19 protein-coding genes are annotated in these 22765 nt (G+C 53.9%); 11 read left to right on the forward strand and 8 right to left on the reverse strand.

From position 1 onward, the window contains the following. Positions 1-104: 104 nt before the first annotated feature. Entirely contained in the window at positions 105-611 is a 507-nt protein-coding gene (gene mobB, locus AFL22_RS16160) for a molybdopterin-guanine dinucleotide biosynthesis protein MobB (RefSeq protein ID WP_052271761.1), read from the reverse strand. Between the two features lies 1 nt (position 612). After that, positions 613-1179 (reverse strand): molybdenum cofactor guanylyltransferase MobA, encoded by a 567-nt coding sequence (gene mobA, locus AFL22_RS16165; protein WP_052271762.1) that lies wholly within the window; start codon positions 1177-1179, stop codon positions 613-615. Between the two features lie 44 nt (positions 1180-1223). Here mobA and AFL22_RS16170 point away from each other — a divergent pair, with 44 nt between their 5' ends. From AFL22_RS16170 to polA, 4 genes are all read left to right on the forward strand, one after another. Next, complete coding sequence (locus AFL22_RS16170) at positions 1224-1499, forward strand: YihD family protein (protein WP_003850728.1); 276 nt, start codon at positions 1224-1226, stop codon at positions 1497-1499. Between the two features lie 45 nt (positions 1500-1544). After that, positions 1545-2531 carry a serine/threonine protein kinase gene (locus tag AFL22_RS16175; protein WP_052271763.1) on the forward strand — a complete coding sequence of 329 codons (987 nt, stop codon included), beginning with the start codon at positions 1545-1547 and terminating at the stop codon, positions 2529-2531. A gap of 26 nt (positions 2532-2557) precedes the next feature. Beyond that, a complete protein-coding gene (gene dsbA, locus AFL22_RS16180; protein WP_010672112.1) occupies positions 2558-3187 on the forward strand; it encodes a thiol:disulfide interchange protein DsbA in 630 nt (209 codons plus the stop codon). A gap of 378 nt (positions 3188-3565) precedes the next feature. Further along, entirely contained in the window at positions 3566-6352 is a 2787-nt protein-coding gene (polA, locus tag AFL22_RS16190) for a DNA polymerase I (protein ID WP_052271764.1), read from the forward strand. Between the two features lie 417 nt (positions 6353-6769). On the opposite strand, the gene yihA is transcribed toward polA, so the two are convergent. Next, positions 6770-7405: a ribosome biogenesis GTP-binding protein YihA/YsxC gene (gene yihA, locus AFL22_RS16195; RefSeq protein WP_052271765.1), complete on the reverse strand. Its 636-nt coding sequence runs from the start codon at positions 7403-7405 to the stop codon at positions 6770-6772. Between the two features lie 551 nt (positions 7406-7956). Between yihA and yihI the strand changes: the two genes are divergently transcribed. After that, the gene (gene yihI / locus AFL22_RS16200) at positions 7957-8481 is read left to right on the forward strand and encodes a Der GTPase-activating protein YihI (RefSeq protein WP_010258445.1); all 525 of its coding nucleotides are present in this window, start codon (positions 7957-7959) and stop codon (positions 8479-8481) included. Positions 8482-8714: 233 nt separating this feature from the next. Next, on the forward strand, positions 8715-10088 hold the full coding sequence (hemN, locus tag AFL22_RS16205; protein ID WP_052271766.1) for an oxygen-independent coproporphyrinogen III oxidase: 1374 nt from the start codon (positions 8715-8717) through the stop codon (positions 10086-10088). Positions 10089-10129: 41 nt separating this feature from the next. On the opposite strand, the gene glnG is transcribed toward hemN, so the two are convergent. The 3 genes from glnG to glnA form a co-directional block, all read right to left on the reverse strand. Next, the gene (gene glnG / locus AFL22_RS16210) at positions 10130-11539 is read right to left on the reverse strand and encodes a nitrogen regulation protein NR(I) (protein WP_010258440.1); all 1410 of its coding nucleotides are present in this window, start codon (positions 11537-11539) and stop codon (positions 10130-10132) included. A gap of 7 nt (positions 11540-11546) precedes the next feature. Next, positions 11547-12596, reverse strand: a complete 1050-nt coding sequence (gene glnL, locus AFL22_RS16215) for a nitrogen regulation protein NR(II) (protein WP_008926971.1) — start codon at positions 12594-12596, stop codon at positions 11547-11549. A gap of 139 nt (positions 12597-12735) precedes the next feature. Continuing rightward, positions 12736-14145 (reverse strand): glutamate--ammonia ligase, encoded by a 1410-nt coding sequence (gene glnA, locus AFL22_RS16220; protein ID WP_010258434.1) that lies wholly within the window; start codon positions 14143-14145, stop codon positions 12736-12738. A 438-nt stretch (positions 14146-14583) separates the two neighbouring features. On the opposite strand from glnA, the gene typA reads away from it, so the two are divergent. The 5 genes from typA to fabY all read left to right on the forward strand — a co-directional run bounded on the left by typA (position 14584) and on the right by fabY (position 19526). After that, the gene (gene typA / locus AFL22_RS16225) at positions 14584-16407 is read left to right on the forward strand and encodes a ribosome-dependent GTPase TypA (protein WP_010258429.1); all 1824 of its coding nucleotides are present in this window, start codon (positions 14584-14586) and stop codon (positions 16405-16407) included. 211 nt (positions 16408-16618) lie between these two features. Next, positions 16619-17215, forward strand: coding sequence for a glucose-1-phosphatase (gene yihX / locus AFL22_RS16230; RefSeq protein ID WP_010258428.1), 597 nt, complete (start codon positions 16619-16621; stop codon positions 17213-17215). 3 nt (positions 17216-17218) lie between these two features. Continuing rightward, entirely contained in the window at positions 17219-18088 is an 870-nt protein-coding gene (locus AFL22_RS16235) for a virulence factor BrkB family protein (protein WP_010672108.1), read from the forward strand. Further along, positions 18085-18522 carry a D-aminoacyl-tRNA deacylase gene (dtd, locus tag AFL22_RS16240; RefSeq protein ID WP_052271767.1) on the forward strand — a complete coding sequence of 146 codons (438 nt, stop codon included), beginning with the start codon at positions 18085-18087 and terminating at the stop codon, positions 18520-18522. The genes AFL22_RS16235 and dtd overlap by 4 nt, the downstream gene beginning before the upstream one ends. Positions 18523-18578: 56 nt before the next feature. Then, positions 18579-19526: a fatty acid biosynthesis protein FabY gene (gene fabY / locus AFL22_RS16245; RefSeq protein ID WP_010258423.1), complete on the forward strand. Its 948-nt coding sequence runs from the start codon at positions 18579-18581 to the stop codon at positions 19524-19526. 34 nt (positions 19527-19560) lie between these two features. Here the strand turns inward: fabY and AFL22_RS16250 are convergent, their stop codons facing one another. Together AFL22_RS16250 and AFL22_RS16255 are read right to left on the reverse strand one after the other, a co-directional pair. Continuing rightward, positions 19561-21240 carry an AsmA family protein gene (locus AFL22_RS16250; protein WP_052271768.1) on the reverse strand — a complete coding sequence of 560 codons (1680 nt, stop codon included), beginning with the start codon at positions 21238-21240 and terminating at the stop codon, positions 19561-19563. A 118-nt stretch (positions 21241-21358) separates the two neighbouring features. Further along, positions 21359-22732 (reverse strand): uracil-xanthine permease family protein, encoded by a 1374-nt coding sequence (locus tag AFL22_RS16255; protein ID WP_033786501.1) that lies wholly within the window; start codon positions 22730-22732, stop codon positions 21359-21361. Positions 22733-22765 lie beyond the last annotated feature (33 nt).

A 22765-nucleotide genomic window follows, 5' to 3' on the forward strand; every position in this document is an offset into this window, starting at 1 on the left:
GAGTAGGGAACTGCCAGGCATTAAATAAGTGAAGAAGCCCCGCACGAAAGTGCGGGGCTTTTTTACGTCTGCAGATCGTGAAAAACTGCATCACAACATCCATTTCAGCGTTTCTCAAGCCAGTCGGCAATGAAGTCTGCAACGCTGTCCGGACGATTTATATCCAGAACTGGCACGTTCAGCGTTAATTTCTGGTCGCTGGCGACAGCGATTACCTGCTCATCAAGCAGTTCCTCGATCCCACCCTTGATCCCGGCCCGCCATAAAACAATTTTAGGTACGGGTTCATCTTTGAAGCCTTCGACCAGCACGACCTCAAGCGTAGCGTGATCCATGCGGCTGAGCAGATAAGGCAGATTAATCGACTGCTTTTCCGGCGTCTCACACATCAGCGCCCATCGCTCTGAACTGGCCACTATTACCTGACTGGCACCCGCTTTTCTGAGCAGATAGCTATCTTTGCCAGGCGTATCCACATCCATCTGATGATGGGTATGTTTAATCAATCCTGCGCGAATACCTTTATCACCGAGAATCGGTATCACCTGCTGCAATAGCGTCGTTTTCCCGGTTCCACTCCAGCCCACAATGGCAAGTATAGGTAATGACATGTCAGCCTCTGTTGTTCAGGTCATCAGGTGTGTTGATATTGCGGAAGGCGGCCTCATCATCATCCATCCGGACAGCATGACCACCGTGGTCACGCAGAAAATGCATAAGACGTCGTTCTCCAGCCTGAAGATAGTCATAAAGAGGTGCAGCCATCTCCCGATGAATCAGCGCCAGCGTCGGGTGATCGCGCGACTGTGAACGTACCCAGGCTGCCGGCGCATCTCCGCGTTGATCGACCAGTTTTTCTACGAAGTTGAGAGGTATTGCAGGCGTATCACAGGAGCAAAAAGCGGCCCATTCACCATCGATGGCGAGCAACCCACTGTAGATACCGGCCAGCGGACCGGGATAATCCTCAAAGACGTCCTGCACCACGCGACATCCGCTTAACTGATAGCGATCAATATTACGATTCGCATTAATCATGACAATGTCGACTTGTGGCCTGAGCCGTTCAAGGACATGCTGATAAAGCGGCCTGCCATCCAGCTGTACTAGCCCTTTGTCCTGACCACCCATACGGCGGCCCTGACCACCGGCCAGAATGATGCCGGTTAATATTGTCATGACTGTGCCCTCGCTGATGACGCACTGTGAAAGGAGAAATCTGAATGAAATGCCATCGTTTAAACGAGTTAATCGCGTTGCTGCAACCCGCCTGGCAAAAAGAGCCTGATCTTAATCTGGTCACATTTTTGCAGAAACTGGCTCAGGAATCTGGTTTCCGTGGCCCGTTAAGTGAATTAACCGATGATGTATTAATTTACCATCTCAAGATGCGTGACTCAGCCAGCGATGATGAGATCCCAGGCCTGAAAAAAGACTATGAAGTTGATTTCAAAACAGCACTGCTCCGCGCACGGGGTGTCATTAAACAGGACGAGTAGTGTTATCCTTGGCTGCTATTTGCAAGGGCAACTACAGGTAACATGATGAGCGACGCTGCTTTTAATTTCCAGACATTGAATCCCGACGTGTTGCTTGATGCGCTCTGGGACACAGGAATTCGCGTCGAATCGGGTCTGACAGCCCTGAACAGCTACGAGAACAGGGTTTATCAATTCAGCGACGACGAAAAACGCCGCTATGTTGCGAAGTTTTATCGCCCACAGCGCTGGCGTGCCGAACAGATTGCTGAAGAACATCAGTACGCACTTGATCTGCTGGCTGACGAAGTGCCCATCGCGGCGCCACTGCGGTTAAAGGGTGAGACACTGCACAGTCACGCTGGCTTCTTCTTTGCCGTATTCCCCAGCCTGGGCGGACGGCAATATGAGACAGACAACGAAGATCAGATGGAGTGGGTAGGCCGCTTCCTGGGCCGCATTCATCAGACCGGGCGTAAAGCGCTGTTCAGGCATCGGCCTGCCATCGGTCTGGATGAATATCTGCATGAACCCCGGCAGGTGCTGGAGCACTCTCTGTTAGTGCCTGCATCGCTTAAAGTCGCACTGCTACAGGCTATCGATAAGCTGGGAAACACGCTGCAACAACAGTGGCACACCACGTGGCAGCCGCTACGATTACATGGCGACTGCCATCCGGGTAATATCCTGTGGCGTGACGGACCGCTGTTTGTCGATCTGGATGATGCCCGTAATGGCCCGGCCGTGCAGGATCTCTGGATGCTGATCAGCGGCGATCGTCAGGAACAGCGTATTCAATGGGATATACTGCTGGAGGCGTACAGTGAGTTCAGTGATTTTGATATTAATGAATTGTCACTGATTGAACCTTTACGCGCCATGCGCATGGTTTATTATCTGGCCTGGGTTGTCCGACGCTGGCAGGATCCCGCTTTTCCGCGCGCTTTCCCCTGGATGACAGATGAAGATTTCTGGCGCAGGCAAATTTCACTCTTTACCGAGCAGGAGAAGCTGTTGCAGGAACCTCCTCTGCAGCTGACACCGCAATATTAATGACGTAGTCAGGAGAATTTTTCACGATGAAAAAAATTTGGTTTGCACTGATGGGTTTAGTGCTGGCATTCAGCGCATCTGCTGCCCAGTTCACTGAAGGTAAACAATATGTGAGTCTGCCTAAACCTGTGGCCGGCGAACCTCAGGTGATGGAGTTCTTCTCCTTCTTCTGCCCGCACTGCTATCAGTTTGAACGTATTTATCACGTCAATGACGCGGTGAAAAAGAATCTGCCTGCTGACACTAAGATGGTGAAATACCACGTCGATTTTCTCGGTGGAGAGCTGGGGCCGGTCGTGACCCAGGCCTGGGCTGTCGCGATGGCGCTGGGCGTTGAAGATAAAGTGACAGCACCGATCTTCGATGGCATTCAGAAAACGCAGACCATCACCGATCCTGCCAGTCTGAAAGAGACCTTTGTCAAAGCGGCCGGTATCTCTGCGGCGGACTATGATGCAGCCTGGAACAGCTTCGCCGTAAAAGCGCTGGTTGCGCAGCAGCAAAAAGCCGCTGCTGATGTTGATCTGCGTGGTGTGCCTGCTATTTTCGTGAATGGCAAATACATGGTTAACAACGGCGGTCTTGATACCAGCTCTATGGATAATTTCGTCGCAGACTATGCGAACGTGGTTAAATTCCTGGTAAGCCAGAAGTAATCAGCCTCACACCCCCGTTAAACGCCAGCTCTGCTGGCGTTTTTTTTATGCCTTTGAACAACGGGCCAATTTTTGTCCATCTCCAGGGCATAAATTTAATATCCACACAAGGGATCGCGCTATTAAAAATAGCGATCGGGTCACGGAAATTAAATAAGCCAATGAAATTTATGGTTTTTATTCAAGTGCCGATTATTTATTTTCCTGAAAAACAGCGCGTTATAATTTTTACGCACAAAGTTATCCACAGAACGATCGTTGCGATCCTGTCCCCAAAAGCGTGAAAAACTCCAGACGTGGCACGCCTTAGTTCACCATTTCTGCCTGGTTGTGGCATCCTTATAGCCCAACTCATAGCAACGAAGACTACACAGACTTATGGCGCAAATAGCAGAAAATCCCCTGATTCTGGTCGATGGCTCATCCTACCTTTATCGCGCGTATCACGCGTTTCCGCCGCTGACCAATAGTGCAGGTGAACCCACTGGTGCCATGTACGGCGTGCTCAACATGCTGAAAAGCCTGCTGGCGCAATACAATCCGAGTCACGTTGCTGTGGTGTTCGATGCCAAAGGCAAAACCTTCAGGGACGAGCTGTTTGAGCATTACAAATCTCATCGTCCCCCGATGCCTGACGAGCTCCGTGCACAAATTGAACCACTGCATGAGATGGTGCGGGCGATGGGGCTGCCGTTGCTGGCTGTGAGCGGCGTCGAGGCTGATGATGTCATCGGTACGCTGGCGCTGGAAGCGGAGAAAAAGGGTCTCTCAGTGCTGATCAGCACTGGCGACAAAGATATGGCGCAGCTGGTCACGCCCGCCATCACGCTGATTAACACCATGAGCAACACCATTCTGGGACCAGAAGAGGTTGAGCAGAAATATGGTGTTCCACCCGCATTGATCATCGACTTCCTTGCCATGATGGGTGATAGCTCCGACAACATTCCTGGCGTGCCAGGCGTCGGTGAGAAAACGGCACAGGCGTTGCTGCAGGGGCTGGGCAGCATGCGGACGATCTATGACAATCTGGACAAAGTGGCCGATCTCGGCTTTCGTGGTGCCAAAACCATGGCGACCAAACTTGAGCAGAATCGTGATGTGGCTTTTCTCTCTTATCAGCTGGCGACCATTAAGACAGACGTTGAGCTGGCGCTGCCCTGTGAAGAGCTCACAGTCACTGAACCCGATACAGAGGCATTGCAGGCCCTGTTCAGTCGTTACGAGTTCAAACGCTGGCTGAGTGACCTGCAGGACGGTAAATGGCTGCAGGGTAAAAAGAGCACTACGCAGGCGCAAAAAGCGCAGGCCGATGAACCGGCCCCGGTGGCTGAAACCAGCAGCGTGTTACCGACCGAGGGTTATGTCACCATTCTGGATCAGGATCTCTTTGATAGCTGGCTGGAGAAGCTGAAAAACAGCGAAGTCTTTGCGTTTGATCTGGAGACCGACGCGCTGGATACCCTGAGCGCTAATATCGTCGGCATCAGCTTCGCGGTGGCGCCCGGTGAAGCCGCCTATCTGCCGGTTGCCCATGACTATCTTGATGCGCCTGATCAACTGGATCGCGCTACCGTTCTGGCACAGCTCAAGCCCTTGCTGGAAGATGAGAGCGCATGGAAAGTTGGCCAGAACCTGAAATACGATCGCGGCGTGCTGAAAAACTACGACATTGAACTGGCCGGTATCAAATTCGACACCATGCTTGAGTCCTATATCCTCAACAGCGTGGTGGGCAAACATGACATGGATAGCCTGGCCGCTCGCTGGCTTAACCATAAAACCGTGACCTTCCAGGAGATCGCCGGTAAAGGCAAAAATCAGCTGACGTTCAATCAAATCGCGTTAGAGCAGGCATCCCATTACGCTGCAGAAGATGCAGATGTGACCCTGCAGCTGCATCTGAAGATGTGGCCAGAGCTGGAGAAAGAAGCTGGCCCGAAAAAAGTCTTCGAACAGATTGAGATGCCGTTACTGACGGTGATTTCGCGCATAGAGCGCAACGGTGTGCTGATCGATCAGTCTATTCTGGCGCAGCATTCGAAAGAGCTGACGGCCCGACTGGCTGAGCTTGAGTTGAAAGCGCATGAGCTGGCGGGGGAACCCTTCAACCTCTCATCCACCAAGCAGCTTCAGGTGATCCTGTTTGAAAAACAGGGCATCAAGCCCACAAAGAAAACACCAGGCGGCGCGCCGTCAACCAGCGAAGAGGTGTTAGCCGAGCTGGCACTTGATTATCCGTTACCCAAAGTGATTCTGGAGCATCGCGGCTTATCCAAACTTAAGTCTACTTATACGGATAAATTACCGCTGATGATCAATCCGATCAGTGGCAGGGTACATACCTCTTATCATCAGGCCGTCACCGCAACCGGACGCTTATCCTCTGCCGATCCGAATCTGCAAAACATTCCGGTGCGTAATGATGAAGGACGCCGAATCCGTCAGGCATTTGTTGCGGCCAAAGGCCATCGCATTGTGGCGGCAGACTATTCACAAATCGAACTGCGTATCATGGCGCATCTCTCTCAGGACAAAGGATTACTGGACGCTTTTGCCCAGGGCGAAGATATCCACCGCGCGACGGCATCCGAAGTGTTTGGCGTGGCGCTGGATAAGGTCAGCGGCGAACAGCGTCGCAGCGCCAAAGCGATCAACTTTGGTCTGATTTATGGCATGAGCGCCTTTGGCCTGTCGCGTCAGCTGAATATCGGTGCGGGTGAAGCGAAAAAGTATATGGATCTCTACTTTGAACGCTATCCGGGCGTCCTGCGCTATATGGAGAACACACGCCAGCTGGCGGCGAGTAAAGGCTATGTCGAAACGCTGGAAGGCCGTCGGCTGTGGCTGCCCGATATTAAATCCGGTAACGCCATTCGCCGGAAAGCCGCTGAACGTGCCGCGATCAATGCGCCGATGCAGGGAACGGCAGCGGATATCATCAAGCGGGCAATGATTGCCGTGGATAACTGGCTGGAACAGCAAAACGACAATGCCGTCAGAATGATCATGCAGGTTCACGATGAACTGGTGTTCGAAGTCAAAGCCGGGGCGGTTGAAGAGGCGAGCCAGAAAATCCGTGCGTTGATGGAAGGTAGCGTACAGCTCGACGTACCTTTACTGGTTGAAGTCGGTGTGGGTGACAACTGGGATGAAGCCCACTGATTCGATGCGTGTGGTCGGTTCTGAAGAACAGAACCGGCCCTGAATCAGGTATAAGAAAATCGTTTAGTTGACCGGTTTAGCGTGGTCAACGCTGGCACTGAGAGAAAACACTTTTCTAACTGCTTATGGTCTAAACATTTTTTTCGTCATTAAACTACATCGCAACGCTATTTTTGTGACGTGCATGGTAAAAAAAGTCCTGTTTCATGTAAGTAAGCAACAAAAAAGCCTTTGTCACGCACAGAAAATCAGGTAAAGTTCGTCGCGTAGGGTACAGAGGTAAGATGTTCTATCTTTCAGACCTTTTACTTCACGTAATCGGATTTGGCTGAATTTAGCCGCCCCAGTCATTCTGTGACTGGGGCGTTTTTTATTGGGCTTTTTGTACCGTCAGCATCACCGGCACAAGGTTGCCACTCACTCTTCCGCGTCCTGATCTTCAACCGCAGGTTCAAGCGTATTAAACCAGCTGTCCAGCTTATGACGAACCTTATCCACGCCGATTTTCTTCAGAGATGAGAAGAGCTCTACCTGCACATCACCAACAAATTCGAGTGCGGCTTCACGCACGACATTGAGCTGCGCTTTACGGGCACCTGAGGCCAGTTTGTCTGCTTTAGTGAGAAGCAACAGCACCGGAATGCCACTTTCCACTGACCACTGAATCATCTGCCGGTCGAGATCTTTCAGCGGATGACGGATATCCATCAGGATAACCAGTCCTTTCAGCGCCTGACGTTTTTGCAGGTATTCACCTAACGCGCGCTGCCACTTCAGCTTCATCTCTTCCGGGACTTCGGCATAACCGTAACCGGGCAGGTCGACCAGACGCTTACCTTCTTTCACTTCAAACAGGTTAATCAGCTGCGTACGTCCCGGCGTTTTACTGGTACGCGCCAGACCCTTCTGATTGGTTAACGTATTCAGCGCACTCGATTTTCCCGCGTTCGAGCGGCCAGCGAAAGCCACCTCAATTCCGGTATCGGCAGGCAGATGGCGGATATCCGGCGCGCTCATGACAAAGTGGGTAACGTGGTAATTCAATTCAGACAAGGTGACACTCCAGAAAACGCATTAAGGCAATGCGGGCGATTATACGCGTTATGACGCGAAAGTGCTCAATCGCATCTCGGTAACAAACTTTGTAAGAGATTTGCCATTCACGGTGCGGGTTATTTCGCTTTTTACTTTAATTACTAAAAATAAAAAAATATGTAATTCAACCCCTTATCTTAAAACGTTCTTTTTTTGAACTAACTATTTTTGACACTGACTTGAGGCTTTTACCAGTTGGTCTACATTAGTGTGCAGTGCACGGCAGCACACATCAGGATGATGCGCTCAGGGATACCAGGAGGGTTATGAGCGATGGAATGGAACAGGGTCAGGGATGCGGCCAGACAGGGATAAGGAATAGCTCAGGAGTTGAGCAGGCGCGGGATTAACCGGGATGTTACGAGCCGAAAAGGATTTAAAACATGATTCCTTCTTATGAAGGTATGAAATAAGGCGACAGCTTGAGCTGTCGCCTTTTTTCTTTGTCTACTTTCTGCTAGATTTCGCCGCAATTCTATACTGAATAAAAAAAGCCGGGACCGAATACTATGAAGCAACCTGCACGAGCTGCTAACGGCAAACCTGCCGTCAAAGCCAAACGCAAATCGCGTGACGATATCAACCATGAAGCACGCGATCGCAAACGTGATAAAAAGCATCGCGGACATGCATCTGGCAGCCGTGCTAATCCGGCTGCGTCCGAAAACAATGGCGGACGTCAGGCGGACAGCGTCAAAGATCCGCGCATCGGGAGTAAAAAACCGGTGGCCCTGATCGCTGAAGGAAAAACCGCTGCCGTTAAACCAAAGAAAAGCGCAGAAAAACCGGCAGCAGAGAAGAAAGTGCGTCTGACACCAGAAGAAGAGCTGGCGAAGCTGGAAAATGACGAACGTCTGGATGCGCTGCTGGATCGGCTGGAAAATGGCGAAACGCTGTCGGCTGAAGATCAGGGCTGGCTGGATGCCTCGCTGGATCGTATCGATGAACTGATGGAGCAGTTAGGCATTGTGATGGATGATGCCGAAGATGAGCAGGCTGAAGAAGATATGTACCGTCTGCTGAAAGGCAACTAAGCAAATTTGATCGGCATGCGTTACCCGCATGCCGCGCTTAACAGGTAAACGACAATGTTTTGGCCTGGATCAATTTTCGCGCTGCTGGCGACATGTTATCTGCTGTGGTTATTGTTTAAACTACGACGCCTGTCGCGTCTGAAGCAACGTTTACGTCGGGTCTCATCCCGCTCACCTTTTATCTCCTCTTCTTCGCGACCTTCTCTCAGACGACGTCACCGGAAGGAGTGAGCATGCCATCGCAGCAGATTGAGTGGGATCAGGCGTTAATTGAAAAGTACAATTATGCCGGCCCGCGTTACACCTCCTATCCCACTGCGCTGGAGTTCAGCGAGCAGTACGCGGAAAACGACTTCCAGCGTGCCGTGGCGCGTTACCCTGATCGTCCGCTGTCGCTCTATGTCCATATTCCCTTCTGCCATCGTCTCTGCTACTTCTGCGGCTGCAATAAGATAGTGACGCGTCAGCGCCACAAAGCGGATCGCTATCTGGATGTGCTTGAGCAGGAGATTATTCAGCGTGCGCCGCTGTTTCGTCAGCGTCAGGTCACGCAGCTTCACTGGGGCGGCGGCACGCCAACCTTCCTCGACAATGCGCAGATTTCCCGGCTGGTGGGTTTACTGAAGCAGCATTTCAGCGTGGCCGATGATGCCGAAATGTCGATCGAAGTGGATCCCCGGGAAATTGCGCTGGATGTGATTGATCACCTGCGATCGCTGGGATTCAACCGGCTGAGCATGGGGGTGCAGGACTTCAACAAATCGGTGCAGGAGCGGGTTAACCGGGTACAGGATGAAGAGGTGATTTTCGGGCTGATGGCGCGTGCCCGTGAACAGGGGTTCAGCTCGACCAGCATTGACCTCATCTATGGTTTACCCCTGCAGACGCCCGCCAGCTTCGCCTGGACGCTGGAGCGGGTACTGGCGCTGAGCCCGGATCGTCTTAGCGTCTTTAACTATGCGCATCTGCCGGCGATGTTCGCGGCACAGCGTAAAATCAAAGAGGGTGAACTGCCATCGGCTCAGCAAAAGCTGGATATTTTACAGCAGACCATCGCAACCCTGACTCAGCAGGGCTACCAGTTCATTGGAATGGATCACTTTGCGAAGCCGCAGGATGAACTGGCTATCGCGCAGCGCAAAGGCCAGCTGCATCGCAATTTCCAGGGATACACGACGCAGGGCGACAGCGATTTGCTGGGGCTTGGCGTCTCTGCCATCAGCATGATTGGCGACAGTTATGCGCAGAACCAGAAAGACCTTAATACCTGGTACAATTGTGTGGAACAGCAGGGAAATGGCCTGTGGCGTGGCATCGCCTTAACCGACGATGATTGCCTGCGTCGGGACGTGATAAAAACGCTGATTTGTAACTTCTCGCTGAATTTTGCCGCGACAGAAGCGCAATGGGGCATTCGCTTCAGCGACTATTTTGCTGAGGACCTGGCGCTGCTGAAACCGTTGATAGCCGATGGGCTGGTGGAACAAACCGCTACGGGGCTGGAGGTGACGGGAATTGGCCGGTTACTGATCCGCAATATCTGCATGTGCTTTGATCGCTATCTGCGTCAGAAAGCGCGTCAGCAGCAGTTCTCCCGCGTTATCTGAAGAAACGGGCTGACAGACTTCACCAGCCCGAACTGAACCGCTTATTCCATGCCCAGCTCTTTGAGCTTGCGCGTCAGCGTGTTTCGTCCCCAGCCCAGCAAACGTGCCGCTTCCTGTTTGTGGCCCTGCGTATGACGCAGCGCAGTAGTGAGCAGCGTGCGCTCCATCTCCGGCTGGGCTTCTGACAGCAGATTCTGATGACCGGAACGCAGAGCGCGATCGGCCCACTGTGCCAGCAGCGTTGCCCAGCTGTCAGGCAGCGACTGTACCGGATTCTCCGGCGTACTGGATTCAAATAGTTCTCCGGGCAGGTCCTGAATCAGGACTTCCTGACCCGCAGCCATCACGGTCAGCCAGCGACAGGTGTTCTCCAGCTGACGCACGTTACCTGACCAGTGCAGTCGGGTTAACGCTGTCTCGGTTTCCGGATGCAGAATCTTCGCTTCCACACCCAGCTCACGCGCCGCTACCTGGAGGAAATAACGCGCCAGACGCGGGATATCCTCACGACGCTCACGCAGCGGTGGCAGATGCACACGAATCACATTCAGGCGGTGAAACAGATCCTCACGGAACTTGCCTTCCTGTACGCGTAATTCCAGATTCTGGTGGGTCGCCGCGATAATACGCACATCCACTTTGACCGGCGCATAGCCACCAACGCGATAGAACTGGCCATCGGCCAGCACGCGCAGCAGACGGGTCTGCACATCCAGCGGCATATCACCGATCTCATCCAGAAACAGCGTGCCGCCATCCGCCTGCTCAAAACGGCCCTGACGGATCTGGTTCGCCCCGGTAAAGGCGCCTTTTTCGTGACCAAACAGTTCTGATTCAATTAAATCTTTGGGGATCGCCGCCATGTTGAGCGCGATAAAGGGCGCTTTGGTGCGCGGGCTGTGGCGATGCAGCGCATGGGCCACCAGCTCTTTACCGGTACCGGACTCGCCGTTGATCAGCACACTGATCGACGAGCGCGATAATCGCCCGATGATGCGGAACACATCCTGCATCGCGGGCGCTTCACCGATGATATCGGTGGTGGGTCCGCTGACCGGCTGATTACGTGGCTGCTGCTGCTCCTGATAGTGGCTGATAGCACGCTCGACCAGCGCAACCGCTTCATCGATATCAAACGGCTTAGGCAGGTAATCAAAGGCACCCTGCTGATAGGCGCTGACGGCAGCGTCCAGATCAGAATGCGCCGTCATTATGATGACCGGAAGCATCGGATGACGCTGTTTAATCTGTTTCAGCAGCGCCAGGCCATCCATACCGGGCATGCGAATGTCTGACAGTAAAACGTCCGGGGTCTTGGTTGAGAGGGCATCCAGCACCTCGCTTGCGCTGTCAAAAGTCGCACAGCTCAAACCGGCTCCAGTGAGCGCGCGTTCAAGCACCCAGCGGATGGAGCTATCGTCATCGACGATCCAGACTATCCCTCGTTGCATAGAAACCTCACTGGCGAATAGGCAGGTAAACCGAGAATTCGGTGTGTCCCGGCCAACTGTTAAATTCTATTTTTCCTGAATGTTGATCAATCAGGCTACGGGCGATGGAGAGGCCTAAACCGGTACCGCCTTCGCGTCCGCTGACCATCGGATAAAACAGCGTATCCTGCAGCTGGGCCGGAATGCCGGGGCCATCATCTTCAATATCAATACGTGCCACCAGCCGATAACGCGTGCCGTGCAGCGTCAGCTGGAAAGCCGTGCGGGTGCGGATAATAATGGTGCCGCCATCGTCGCCCAGCGCCTGAAGCGCATTGCGCACCACGTTAAGCAGCACCTGTTCAATCTGATCGGGATCGTGCGGCAGTTCCGGCAGGCTGGGATCATAATCCCGTACCAGCGAGACATTCTCCGGCAGCTCCATCGACACCAGATTGACCACCCGTTCGGCCACCTGATGAATGCTCTGCGTGATGTGCATGCCCGGCTGCTGCGGCCCCAGCAGACGATCAACCAGATTCCGCAACCGGTCGGCCTGTTCAATAATCACTTTGGTATATTCATTCAGCGAGGGATCGGGCAGGGCGCGGGATAAAAGCTGTGCCGCGCCGCGCAATCCTCCCAGCGGATTTTTAATCTCATGGGCCAGGCCGCGAACCAGATCGCGAGCGGCCACCTGCTGGGCGTGCTGTAACTGCTCCTGACTGAGACGACGCTGATTATCCATCGGCGCCATTTCCATCAGGATTAAGCCATCGGGTAACCGCTGGGCGGTCAGCGACATAATGTGCGCGCGACCATCTACCACCAGCGTGACCTCACTGTCAGTAAATCCCTGGCCAGCCTCAAGACTCTCGCGCATCACCTCGATATTCAGCGAAAAGTAGCCGGTTAATTCCGGTAACGGCGTGCCGAACAATTTGCGTGAGCTTTGCGCCAGTAATTGCTGCGCCGCCGGGTTGGCGTAATGAATAACCAGATCGTTATCCACCAACAAAATACTGTTGATTAACGCGTTGAGAATCTGCCCTGCATCGGGCAGAGAGCCAGTTGCCATACAGCGTTCCTCTGCACTAAAGAGGTGCATTTTAGTCTTTAAGCCGAAAAGAGGGCGAATGAACGGTGAATTCGCGGAGAAAAAAGCCCATCCGAAGATGGGCTAAAAGTTTCCACGGCAACAAAAAACGTCTGACCAGTTAAACGCTGTAGTAGAGCTCGAACTCAACCGGGTGTGGCGTCATGCGAACGCGATCCATCTCTGCTTTACGCAGTTCGATGTAAGCATCGATCGATTCGTCAGTGAATACACCGCCGCGGGTCAGGAACTCGCGGTCTTCGTTCAGTGCATTCAGCGCTTCTTCCAGAGAGCCTGCAACTTTTGGAATCTCAGCTTCCTCTTCCGGTGGCAGGTCATACAGGTTCTTGTCCATCGCATCGCCAGGATGGATTTTGTTGATGATGCCATCCAGGCCAGCCATCAGCAGTGCGGTGAACGCCAGGTATGGGTTAGCCGCTGGATCCGGGAAGCGCGCTTCGATACGACGCGCTTTCGGGCTGGCAACAACCGGGATACGGATTGAGGCTGAACGGTTACGGGCAGAGTAAGCCAGCATAACCGGTGCTTCGTAACCCGGGACCAGACGCTTGTAAGAGTTGGTGGTCGGGTTCGCCAGGGCGTTGATCGCTTTAGCGTGCTTGATGATACCGCCGATGTAGAACAGCGCCATTTCAGACAGGCCGCCGTACTTATCGCCAGCAAACAGGTTCTGGCCACCTTTGGAGAGTGACATATGGCAGTGCATGCCTGAACCGTTGTCGCCAAACATAGGCTTCGGCATAAAGGTCGCGGTTTTGCCGTAAGCGTGCGCAACGTTGTGAACCACATATTTGTAGATCTGAATTTCGTCCGCTTTTTTGGTCATGGTATTGAAGCGGGTTGCCACTTCGTTCTGACCCGCGGTCGCCACTTCGTGGTGATGCGCTTCAACAACCAGGCCCATCTGCTCCATGGTCAGACACATGGCAGAACGGATGTCCTGTGATGAGTCAACCGGTGGAACCGGGAAGTAGCCGCCTTTCAGACCTGGACGGTGACCTTTGTTACCGCCTTCGTACTCTTTACCGGTGTTCCATGCCGCTTCGATATCGTCGATAGCAACGTGTGAACCGGACGTCGATGAGCCGAAACGGATGTCATCGAACAGGAAGAATTCTGGTTCTGGTCCAAACAGTACGGTATCAGCGATGCCGGAAGAGCGCAGGAAATCTTCAGCGCGCTTAGCGATAGAGCGTGGATCGCGGTCGTAGCCCTGCATGGTGCCTGGCTCGAGGATGTCACAACGGATGATCAGCGTAGAATCTTCGAAGAAAGGATCCATGACCGCCGTGGTGGCGTCAGGCATCAGCACCATGTCTGATTCGTTAATGCCTTTCCAGCCGCCGATAGACGAACCATCGAACATTTTGCCTTCTTCGAAGAAGTCAGCGTTAACCTGGTGAGCAGGGATCGTAACGTGCTGTTCTTTACCTTTGGTATCGGTAAAACGCAGGTCAACAAACTTAACTTCATGCTCGTTCATCATCGAGAGAACGTGTTCAGCGGACATACTCAACTCTCCTGGAAATGGTCTTTCATTATCTACATGGCGAGGAAACGTCGTTTCCGGAATACATTGCGGGAAAACAACTCCCTGACCAACCTCTTCCGGCACGCTCTTCAACCGACATCTGTCTGGCGTTTACGCTTGATTTAGATAAAGCGAATTCTGTGCCAACTTTTTTGATGTTGCTTAAATCGCCTTGTGGTGCACCTTTTTGTCATAAAGCGGCTGCACCACGATCGTTTTATTGCACCAGTGTGGTGCTTAACGGTCGTCTGACGGCACTATTTTGGTGCATAAGACCAACTTAGTGCATTTTCTGCACCGGTAACAGGGCAAATTGGCCTCCATGCAATAAACTTTCAGTGAAAAGTGTGATCGTGTTCAGTCTTCCGCTTAATCAGTGTACAATAACGCGCTATTTCTAATGCCTGAGGCAAAGCTGTGATCGAAAATTTGCGTAACATCGCCATCATCGCGCACGTTGACCATGGAAAGACCACCCTGGTTGACAAACTGCTGCAACAATCCGGTACTTTTGATGCCCGTACCGAAGCAACAGAGCGCGTGATGGACTCCAATGATTTGGAGAAAGAGCGTGGGATTACCATCCTCGCAAAAAACACCGCCATTAAGTGGAATGACTACCGTATCAACATCGTTGATACCCCGGGACACGCCGACTTCGGTGGTGAAGTTGAGCGCGTCATGTCCATGGTGGACTCGGTGCTGCTGGTTGTAGATGCGATGGATGGCCCTATGCCGCAAACCCGCTTCGTGACCAAAAAAGCGTTCGCGCATGGTCTGAAGCCGATTGTGGTTATCAACAAAGTAGACCGCCCTGGTGCGCGTCCGGATTGGGTTGTTGATCAGGTCTTTGACCTGTTCGTTAACCTGGATGCTACTGATGAGCAGCTCGACTTCCCTATCATTTTCGCCTCTGCGCTGAATGGTATTGCTGGTCTTGAGCACACCGACATGGCTGACGATATGACCCCGCTGTATCAGGCGATCGTCGACCACGTTGCGCCTCCGCAGGTTGAGGCTGACGCCCCACTGCAGATGCAAATCTCTCAGCTGGACTACAACAACTACCTGGGCGTGATCGGCATCGGCCGTATCAAGCGCGGTAAAGTTAAGCCTAACCAGCAAGTCACTATCATCGATAGCGAAGGCAAAACCCGTAACGGTAAAGTCGGTAAAGTCCTGACTCACCTGGGTCTTGAGCGTATCGACAGCGACCTGGCAGAAGCGGGCGATATCATTGCTATCACCGGTCTGGGCGAGCTGAACATCTCTGACACCATCTGTGATCCACAGAACGTGCAGGCGCTGCCAGCACTGAGTGTCGATGAGCCAACAGTTACCATGTTCTTTAACGTCAACACCTCACCGTTCTGCGGTAAAGAAGGTAAGTACGTGACGTCACGTCAGATCCTTGAGCGTCTGAACAAAGAACTGGTTCACAACGTGGCACTGCGCGTTGAAGAAACCGAAGATGCTGACGCGTTCCGCGTATCAGGTCGTGGTGAGCTTCACCTGTCAGTTCTGATCGAAAACATGCGTCGTGAAGGTTTCGAACTGGCGGTATCCCGTCCGAAAGTTATCTTCCGCGAAATCGATGGCCGTAAACAGGAGCCATTCGAGAACGTTACGCTGGATATCGAAGAGAACAACCAGGGTTCAGTCATGCAAGCCATGGGTGAGCGTAAGGGCGATCTGAAAAACATGGATCCGGATGGCAAAGGCCGCGTACGTCTCGACTACGTGATCCCAAGCCGTGGCCTGATCGGCTTCCGTAACGAATTCATGACCATGACTTCCGGTACCGGTCTGCTCTACTCTACCTTCAGCCACTACGATGACATTCGTGCGGGCGAAGTGGGCCAGCGTCAGAACGGCGTACTGATCTCCAACGGTCAGGGTAAAGCAGTTGCGTTTGCACTGTTCAGCCTGCAGGACCGCGGTAAGCTGTTCCTGGGTCACGGTGCAGAAGTCTATGAAGGCCAGATCATCGGTATTCACAGCCGTTCTAACGACCTGACAGTTAACTGCCTGACCGGTAAGAAACTGACCAACATGCGTGCTTCAGGTACTGATGAAGCCACGACGCTGGTTCCGCCAATCAAGATGACCCTTGAGCAGGCGATCGAGTTCATCGATGATGACGAACTGGTAGAAGTTACACCACAGTCAGTGCGTATCCGTAAACGTCACCTGACTGAAAATGACCGTAAACGTGCATCACGTGGTCCTAAAGACGCATAATTGCGCCTTTAACTGATAAAGAGCCCCCGCCTGCGGGGCTTTTTTTTTGCCTGAAATTCCTGCCTCTTCAGCCGGGCCAGCGATTATTTGTGGGATAGGTCGCGCTTTTTAGCTGCCCGCTGCCGTTTACGCTTTTCTCTCCGCGAGTGCCTGTTCAGCCTGCCCTTTTGCCGCTAGAGTGAATACTCCAGGGAACAGAAGGAGACACACCATGCTGTATATCTTTGATTTGGGCAATGTGATTATCGATATCGACTTTAACCGCGTGCTGGGTGTCTGGAGTGACCTTAGTCGTGTGCCGCTGGCCTCGCTGCAAAGCCATTTCCAGATGGATGAGGCGTTTGAACAACACGAACGTGGCGAGATCAGCGATGAAGATTTCGCGCTGGCGCTGTGTGAAAAGCTGGAAATCGCGCTGAGCTATGAACAGTTTGCCGCTGGCTGGCAGGCGGTATTCGTTGACGTGCGTCCGGAAATCCTGGCGCTGATGAACCGGCTGCGGCTGGAAGGTCATCGGGTGGTGATCCTCTCTAACACCAACAAACTGCATTGCGAATTCTGGCCAACGCAGTATCCGGACGTGCAGCAGGCAGCCGACAAGCTCTATCTCTCCCAGGAGCTGGGCATGCGTAAACCGGAAGCCCGGATATACCAGCATGTGCTGGACGCAGAAGGTGTGGCTGCCGATCAGGCGGTATTTTTTGACGATAATCCACAAAACATTGAGGCGGCCCGCGCCCTGGGTATTGAAAGTGTACTGGTTACTGACAGTAAAACGGTACCCAACTGGTTTGCAGGTCAACAGTAATTCATGATGTCACGTAAATTTCGTCCCGGGCTGCATGCGTTCTGGTTGTGGCTCAAACTGTTGTGGAAACGCATTGATGAGGATGGCATGACGACCCAGGCCGGTAATCTGGCTTATGTCTCATTGCTGGCGCTGGTGCCGCTGATTGCGGTGGTGTTTGCCCTGTTTGCGGCGTTTCCGGTCTTCTCTGATATCAGTGTGCAGTTGAAGCACTTTGTCTTTACCAATCTGATGCCGGCTGCAGGTAACACGCTGCAACGCTATCTTGAGCAGTTTGTGGCTAACGTAAACCGGATGACGGCGGTCGGAGCGGTCGGCCTGATTGTTACCGCCTTACTGCTGATGCATTCCGTCGATACCGCGTTAAACACCATCTGGCGCAGCAACAAGAAGCGGCCGATGGTCTATTCCTTTGCGGTCTACTGGATGATCCTGACACTTGGCCCGTTACTGGCCGGTGCCAGTCTGGCGATCAGCTCCTATCTGCTGTCGCTGCGCTGGATTAACGCGACAGGCGTCACCAGCCTGGTCGATCAGATGCTGCGTATTTTCCCGCTCCTGCTGTCGTGGCTCGCCTTCTGGTTGCTCTACAGCATCGTTCCTACCCAGCGAGTGCCGCCGCGCGATGCGCTGATTGGCGCGCTGGTTGCCGGTGCGCTGTTTGAGCTGGGCAAAAAGGGCTTTGCGCTCTATGTTACTATGTTCCCCTCTTATCAGCTGATCTACGGCGTACTGGCCGTGATCCCCATTCTGTTTCTCTGGGTCTACTGGACCTGGTGTATTGTGTTGTTAGGCGCTGAAATCACCGTTGCGTTAGCCGATTATCGGCAGTTAAAGCAGCAACACAAAGAGGAGCAACGCGAGGAAACATGATTGCATTGATTCAACGCGTACAGCGCGCCAGCGTCAGCGTCAATCAGGAAGTGGTCGGTGAAATTGATGCCGGTTTACTGGTTTTGCTGGGCGTGGAAAAGGGCGATGACAACGCGCGTGCGGAACGTCTCGCAGAACGCGTATTGGGCTATCGCATCTTTAGTGATGAGCAGGGCAAAATGAACCTGAGTATTCGCCAGGCGGGCGGAAGCGTGCTGGTGGTGTCACAGTTTACGCTGGCCGCAGATACCCAAAAAGGGATGCGTCCCTCCTTTTCGGGTGGCGCCGAGCCCGCTGAAGCCGAGCGGCTGTATGAATATTTCAGCGACTGCTGTCGCAAGCAGGGCATCACCACGGCTAATGGCCGTTTTGCTGCGGATATGCAGGTCTCGCTGGTGAATGATGGTCCTGTGACGTTCTGGTTACAGGTGTGAGAACGTCAGCTGAGCGGCAGGGAACTGGCCACACATCCGAGCGGGAGAAACATTACATGTATCACCTTCGCGTGCCACAGACGGCGGAAGAACTGGATATCTATTATCAGTTCCGCTGGGAGATGTTGCGTAAACCTCTGCGTCAGCCGCAGGGGTCGGAACGTGACGCCTGGGATGCGCTGGCGCATCATCAGATGGTGGTTGATGAGCAGGGAAATCCGGTCGCCATCGGCCGTCTCTATATTAATGCCGACAATGAGGCCGCTATCCGCTTCATGGCCGTTCATCCTTCGGTTCAGGGCAAGGGATTGGGTACTCTGGTGGCGATGACGCTGGAATCCGTGGCGCGTCAGGAAGGGGCTAAGCGGGTAACCTGCAGTGCCCGCGAAGATGCTGTCGCTTTCTTCGCTAAACTCGGCTACATCAATCAGGGCGAGATTACCGCGCCGCAGACGACGCCGGTACGTCACTTTCTGATGATCAAACCGGTCGTCACGCTTGACGATATCCTGCATCGCGCCGACTGGTGCGGTCAGCTGCAACAGGCCTGGTATGATCATATCCCGCTCAGCGAAAAGATGGGCGTCCGTATTCTGCAGTTTACCGGGCAAAAATTTATCACCACCATGCCGGAAGCGGGCAACCAGAATCCACACCAGACGCTGTTCGCTGGCAGCCTGTTTTCGCTGGCAACGCTGACCGGCTGGGGGTTGATCTGGTTGCTGCTGCGCGAGCGTCATCTGGGTGGCACCATTATTCTGGCGGATGCGCACATTCGCTATAGCCACCCCATCAGCGGACGGCCTGGCGCGATTGCCGATCTGGGCTCATTAAGCGGCGATCTCGACCGCCTGGCGCGCGGACGTAAAGCGCGTGTGCAGCTCGAAGTTGAGCTGTTTGGCAATGATGAGTGTGGCGCTGTGTTTGAAGGGGTCTATATCGTCCTGCCCGCCGATCCTGATGGGCCGCTGGAAGAGGGGGGGTCCGGCGCGCGTATCAACTAATCATCAGGGCCGCTTCAGCGGCCCTGATCTGTTGTTAACGTACCTCGCCAGCCTGCATGGTCTGCTGCAGTTGCTGACTGTCGGTTGTCACTGACAAACTGCCATTAACCGTCGGGCGCAGCGGCTGATTTGCGGTTAATGCACCGCTGAGCTGCAGCTGCATATTGCTGTCACCGGTTAACGGCAACGCGGGCCATCCCCAGTTCTGCAACACATTCACCGGTACAGCACGACCTGTCAGTTGCAGCGTCAGCGGACGGGCTGGCTGCTGGCCTACGGTGGCCGTCCCTTCGAGCAGACCCTTATTACTGAACGCACTCAGCTCCGTAATCTGAATCTGCTGCTGGTCAGCGCTCAGCGCAATCGACGGATGACGCAGGTCGGTGCGATTAAAGGTTGATTCTGCCGCGTTCAGGCTGAGCTTACCCGACCAGATCCCCCACTGGTGCTGCTGCGCCAGCAGCAGGTTTTCACCGGATCCATCCAGTGAGGTCAGCTGGAAGGGAAAAGCCGGATTGATGTCGATAATCAGGTTTCGGTTAGAGGTGAAGCGCGTCACCTCTACGCTATCCAGCCACGCGGGCAGTGTCGCCTGCCAGCGATCGCGCCAGTCCTGCGGCAGAGTGTATTCCAGTCCCGCCACCGCCAGGTTTTTCAGTGTCAGGCGCTTATCGCTACGCGACCAGTCACCGTCAGCCCGAATCACCCCATTCGCCCAGCGTGAACTGAACTGCGTCAGCGCCACGCCCTGCGGTGAGAAGTCCAGGTTAACGATGGGGTCATTTAGTTCGAATCCACCGTTGATAAAATTGCTGGCATTCAGCGCCAGCGAACCATCGTTACTTTGCCAGTCATCACCCTGCCAGTTAACGTTTCTCAGCGTCAGATCCAGATCCGTTACCGCCCAGTCAGGCCCCTGCAGGCGGGCATCGGTCATGTCGAGCCGCGTAATGGCGATCGAGGGGACAACCTGCAGGCTATGCAGGAAATCTTTCAGGCTGCTGGTGGTCTGCAGACGGATGTCGTTCAGGCGCAGCTGATTAATTTTCCAGTTGCCCTGGGCATCGCGCTCACCGTTGCCGGTCATAGAGCCACGCGCCAGGTCGGCACCAATATTGTCAAAGCGCATCCGACCCTGGGCAACACTGCCCTGGATCAGTACGTTTTCACCCGGCACATTATTCAGCGTCATGCTGCCTGCGCTCATCTGGAAGCGGGCATCGCGGCCCAGCATATCAAGGGCAGTGGGTTTCCACGGCAGAATGCCGCCATTAACCTGCTGAGCAAACAGCGGTAACGCGCTGTTGGGGCTGTCGATACGCATATTGTTGAGTTGCAGGCGATCGGCCTGAATCGGTAGCGCGCTGCCTGGCGCCAGATTGGCCAGATTCACTTCTCCATCTCGCAGCTCAAGGCTGCTGAAATGCAGCGGATCGCTGAACTGAATCAGTGCCAGACCGAGATCGACCCGTTTCGCCACCAGAACTGCAGGCTGTCCATCGTGACCAAAGCTGAAGTCATCCAGAATGATATGAGAGGGAGAGGAGAAATTGTGTTCAATTTTACTCAGGGAGAGATGCCATTCGGTTTTGTCACTCACCCAACGGCTAAACCAGCCTGCACCCCACTGTGTCTGCAACAGAACATAGATCACGACCAGGGTGAAAAGCAGCAGCAAAAGTAAGGTGAGGAAAAACTTTCCAATAAATTTCATAGCATCCTTCCCGAGTTAAATCCGGTGAGAGGTTGTTATGCCTGAATTACCGTTACAGCTCAACAGCCTGGATGTAAATCCGAATAATTAGCAGGCAGGCCGAAGCCTGCCTCTGGCCTTACTTCTCTGGCGGAAAAATCAGGTTGAGTACGATAGCGGTAATACCGCCCGCCGCTATACCGGAAGAGAGCAGGGTTTTCAGCCAGTCAGGCGCAAACTGCAGGATCAGCGGCTGCTGGGAAACGCCCAGGCCCACCGCCAGCGACAGCGCAATAATCATGATGGCGCGGCGGTTAAGCGGCTCGCGTGACACAATGCGGACACCCGAGGCGGCGATGGTGCCGAACATCACAATGGTGGCGCCGCCGAGTACCGGTTCAGGGATCATCTGCACCAGTCCGCTGACCGCCGGGAACAGCCCCAGCACAATCAGCATCAGCGCGACAACAAAGCCGACGTAGCGGCTGGCAACACCGGTCAACTGGATCACGCCATTGTTCTGACCGAAGCAGGAGTTCGGGAAAGTATTAAACAGCGCGGAGACAAAGGAGTTGAGGCCATTCGCCAGCACGCCGCCTTTCAGGCGTTTCATATAGAGGGGTCCGCTGACCGGCTGCTCTGACACATCCGAGGTGGCGGTGATATCGCCGATGGTCTCCAGAGAGGTCACCATAAACACCAGCATCAGCGGGATGAGCAGATTCCAGTCGAAGCCCAGCCCGTAATAGAGCGGGGTCGGCACCACGATTAGCGGCTGATCGGTGGGGATGCCGGCGGCAGGCAGCATGCCCATCGCCCAGGCCAGCAGATAGCCTACCGCCATGGCAATGACCAGGGAGGCAACGCGCAGGTAGGGGTTCTTCTGCCGGTTAAGTAGCACGATCACCAGCAGCACAGCCCCTGCCAGCATCAGATTTTTCGGCGCACCAAAAGTATGATCGTTAATCGCGCTGAAACCGCCGCCAATGGAGGTCAGCCCTACCTGAATCAGCGACAGGCCGATAATCATCACCACGATACCGGAAACCAGCGGCGTAATGATCCGGCGCGCCAGGTGCAATACGCGTGACAGCACCATTTCGGTACAGGAGGCGATCATCAGCGTACCAAACAGCGCCGCCATCATGGTGGGCACGTCAGCGCCGCCATTTTTTAGCGCCATGCCGCCCATAATCAAGGGCGTAACGAAGTTGAAGCTGGTGCCCTGAATCGACAGCAGGCCCGAACCCACCGGCCCCCATGTTTTGATTTGCAGCAGTGATGCCACACCCGATGCAAACAGCGACATGCTGATCACGTGCCGGGTATCCTCTGCGGGCAGCCCTAACGCCTGACAAATCAGAATCGCGGGGGTAATGACCGCGACAAACATCGCCAGCAGATGCTGACCGGCGGCAAACAGCGTTTGCGGCAGAGGAGGACGATCTTCAAGACGATAAATCAGTTCGCTTTGCGTGGCGGAAGGCTGTTCTGGCTGCGGATTAGTGGACATCTTCTGTTCTTCCCAAAAAATAATGTGGCGATT

Origin of the sequence: Pantoea sp. CFSAN033090 (assembly GCF_001264395.1) — a bacterium.
In the GTDB taxonomy this organism is placed as follows: domain Bacteria; phylum Pseudomonadota; class Gammaproteobacteria; order Enterobacterales; family Enterobacteriaceae; genus Pantoea; species Pantoea agglomerans.

What these genes read in the sequence shown, in the direction of transcription:
- mobB (WP_052271761.1), bottom strand. Translation starts at nt 611, where the DNA reads ATGTCATTACCTATACTTGCCATTGTGGGCTGGAGTGGAACCGGGAAA.
- mobA (WP_052271762.1), bottom strand. Translation starts at nt 1,179, where the DNA reads ATGACAATATTAACCGGCATCATTCTGGCCGGTGGTCAGGGCCGCCGT.
- AFL22_RS16170 (WP_003850728.1), top strand. Translation starts at nt 1,224, where the DNA reads ATGAAATGCCATCGTTTAAACGAGTTAATCGCGTTGCTGCAACCCGCC.
- AFL22_RS16175 (WP_052271763.1), top strand. Translation starts at nt 1,545, where the DNA reads ATGAGCGACGCTGCTTTTAATTTCCAGACATTGAATCCCGACGTGTTG.
- dsbA (WP_010672112.1), top strand. Translation starts at nt 2,558, where the DNA reads ATGAAAAAAATTTGGTTTGCACTGATGGGTTTAGTGCTGGCATTCAGC.
- polA (WP_052271764.1), top strand. Translation starts at nt 3,566, where the DNA reads ATGGCGCAAATAGCAGAAAATCCCCTGATTCTGGTCGATGGCTCATCC.
- yihI (WP_010258445.1), top strand. Translation starts at nt 7,957, where the DNA reads ATGAAGCAACCTGCACGAGCTGCTAACGGCAAACCTGCCGTCAAAGCC.
- hemN (WP_052271766.1), top strand. Translation starts at nt 8,715, where the DNA reads ATGCCATCGCAGCAGATTGAGTGGGATCAGGCGTTAATTGAAAAGTAC.
- glnG (WP_010258440.1), bottom strand. Translation starts at nt 11,539, where the DNA reads ATGCAACGAGGGATAGTCTGGATCGTCGATGACGATAGCTCCATCCGC.
- glnL (WP_008926971.1), bottom strand. Translation starts at nt 12,596, where the DNA reads ATGGCAACTGGCTCTCTGCCCGATGCAGGGCAGATTCTCAACGCGTTA.
- glnA (WP_010258434.1), bottom strand. Translation starts at nt 14,145, where the DNA reads ATGTCCGCTGAACACGTTCTCTCGATGATGAACGAGCATGAAGTTAAG.
- yihX (WP_010258428.1), top strand. Translation starts at nt 16,619, where the DNA reads ATGCTGTATATCTTTGATTTGGGCAATGTGATTATCGATATCGACTTT.
- AFL22_RS16235 (WP_010672108.1), top strand. Translation starts at nt 17,219, where the DNA reads ATGATGTCACGTAAATTTCGTCCCGGGCTGCATGCGTTCTGGTTGTGG.
- dtd (WP_052271767.1), top strand. Translation starts at nt 18,085, where the DNA reads ATGATTGCATTGATTCAACGCGTACAGCGCGCCAGCGTCAGCGTCAAT.
- fabY (WP_010258423.1), top strand. Translation starts at nt 18,579, where the DNA reads ATGTATCACCTTCGCGTGCCACAGACGGCGGAAGAACTGGATATCTAT.
- AFL22_RS16250 (WP_052271768.1), bottom strand. Translation starts at nt 21,240, where the DNA reads ATGAAATTTATTGGAAAGTTTTTCCTCACCTTACTTTTGCTGCTGCTT.
- AFL22_RS16255 (WP_033786501.1), bottom strand. Translation starts at nt 22,732, where the DNA reads ATGTCCACTAATCCGCAGCCAGAACAGCCTTCCGCCACGCAAAGCGAA.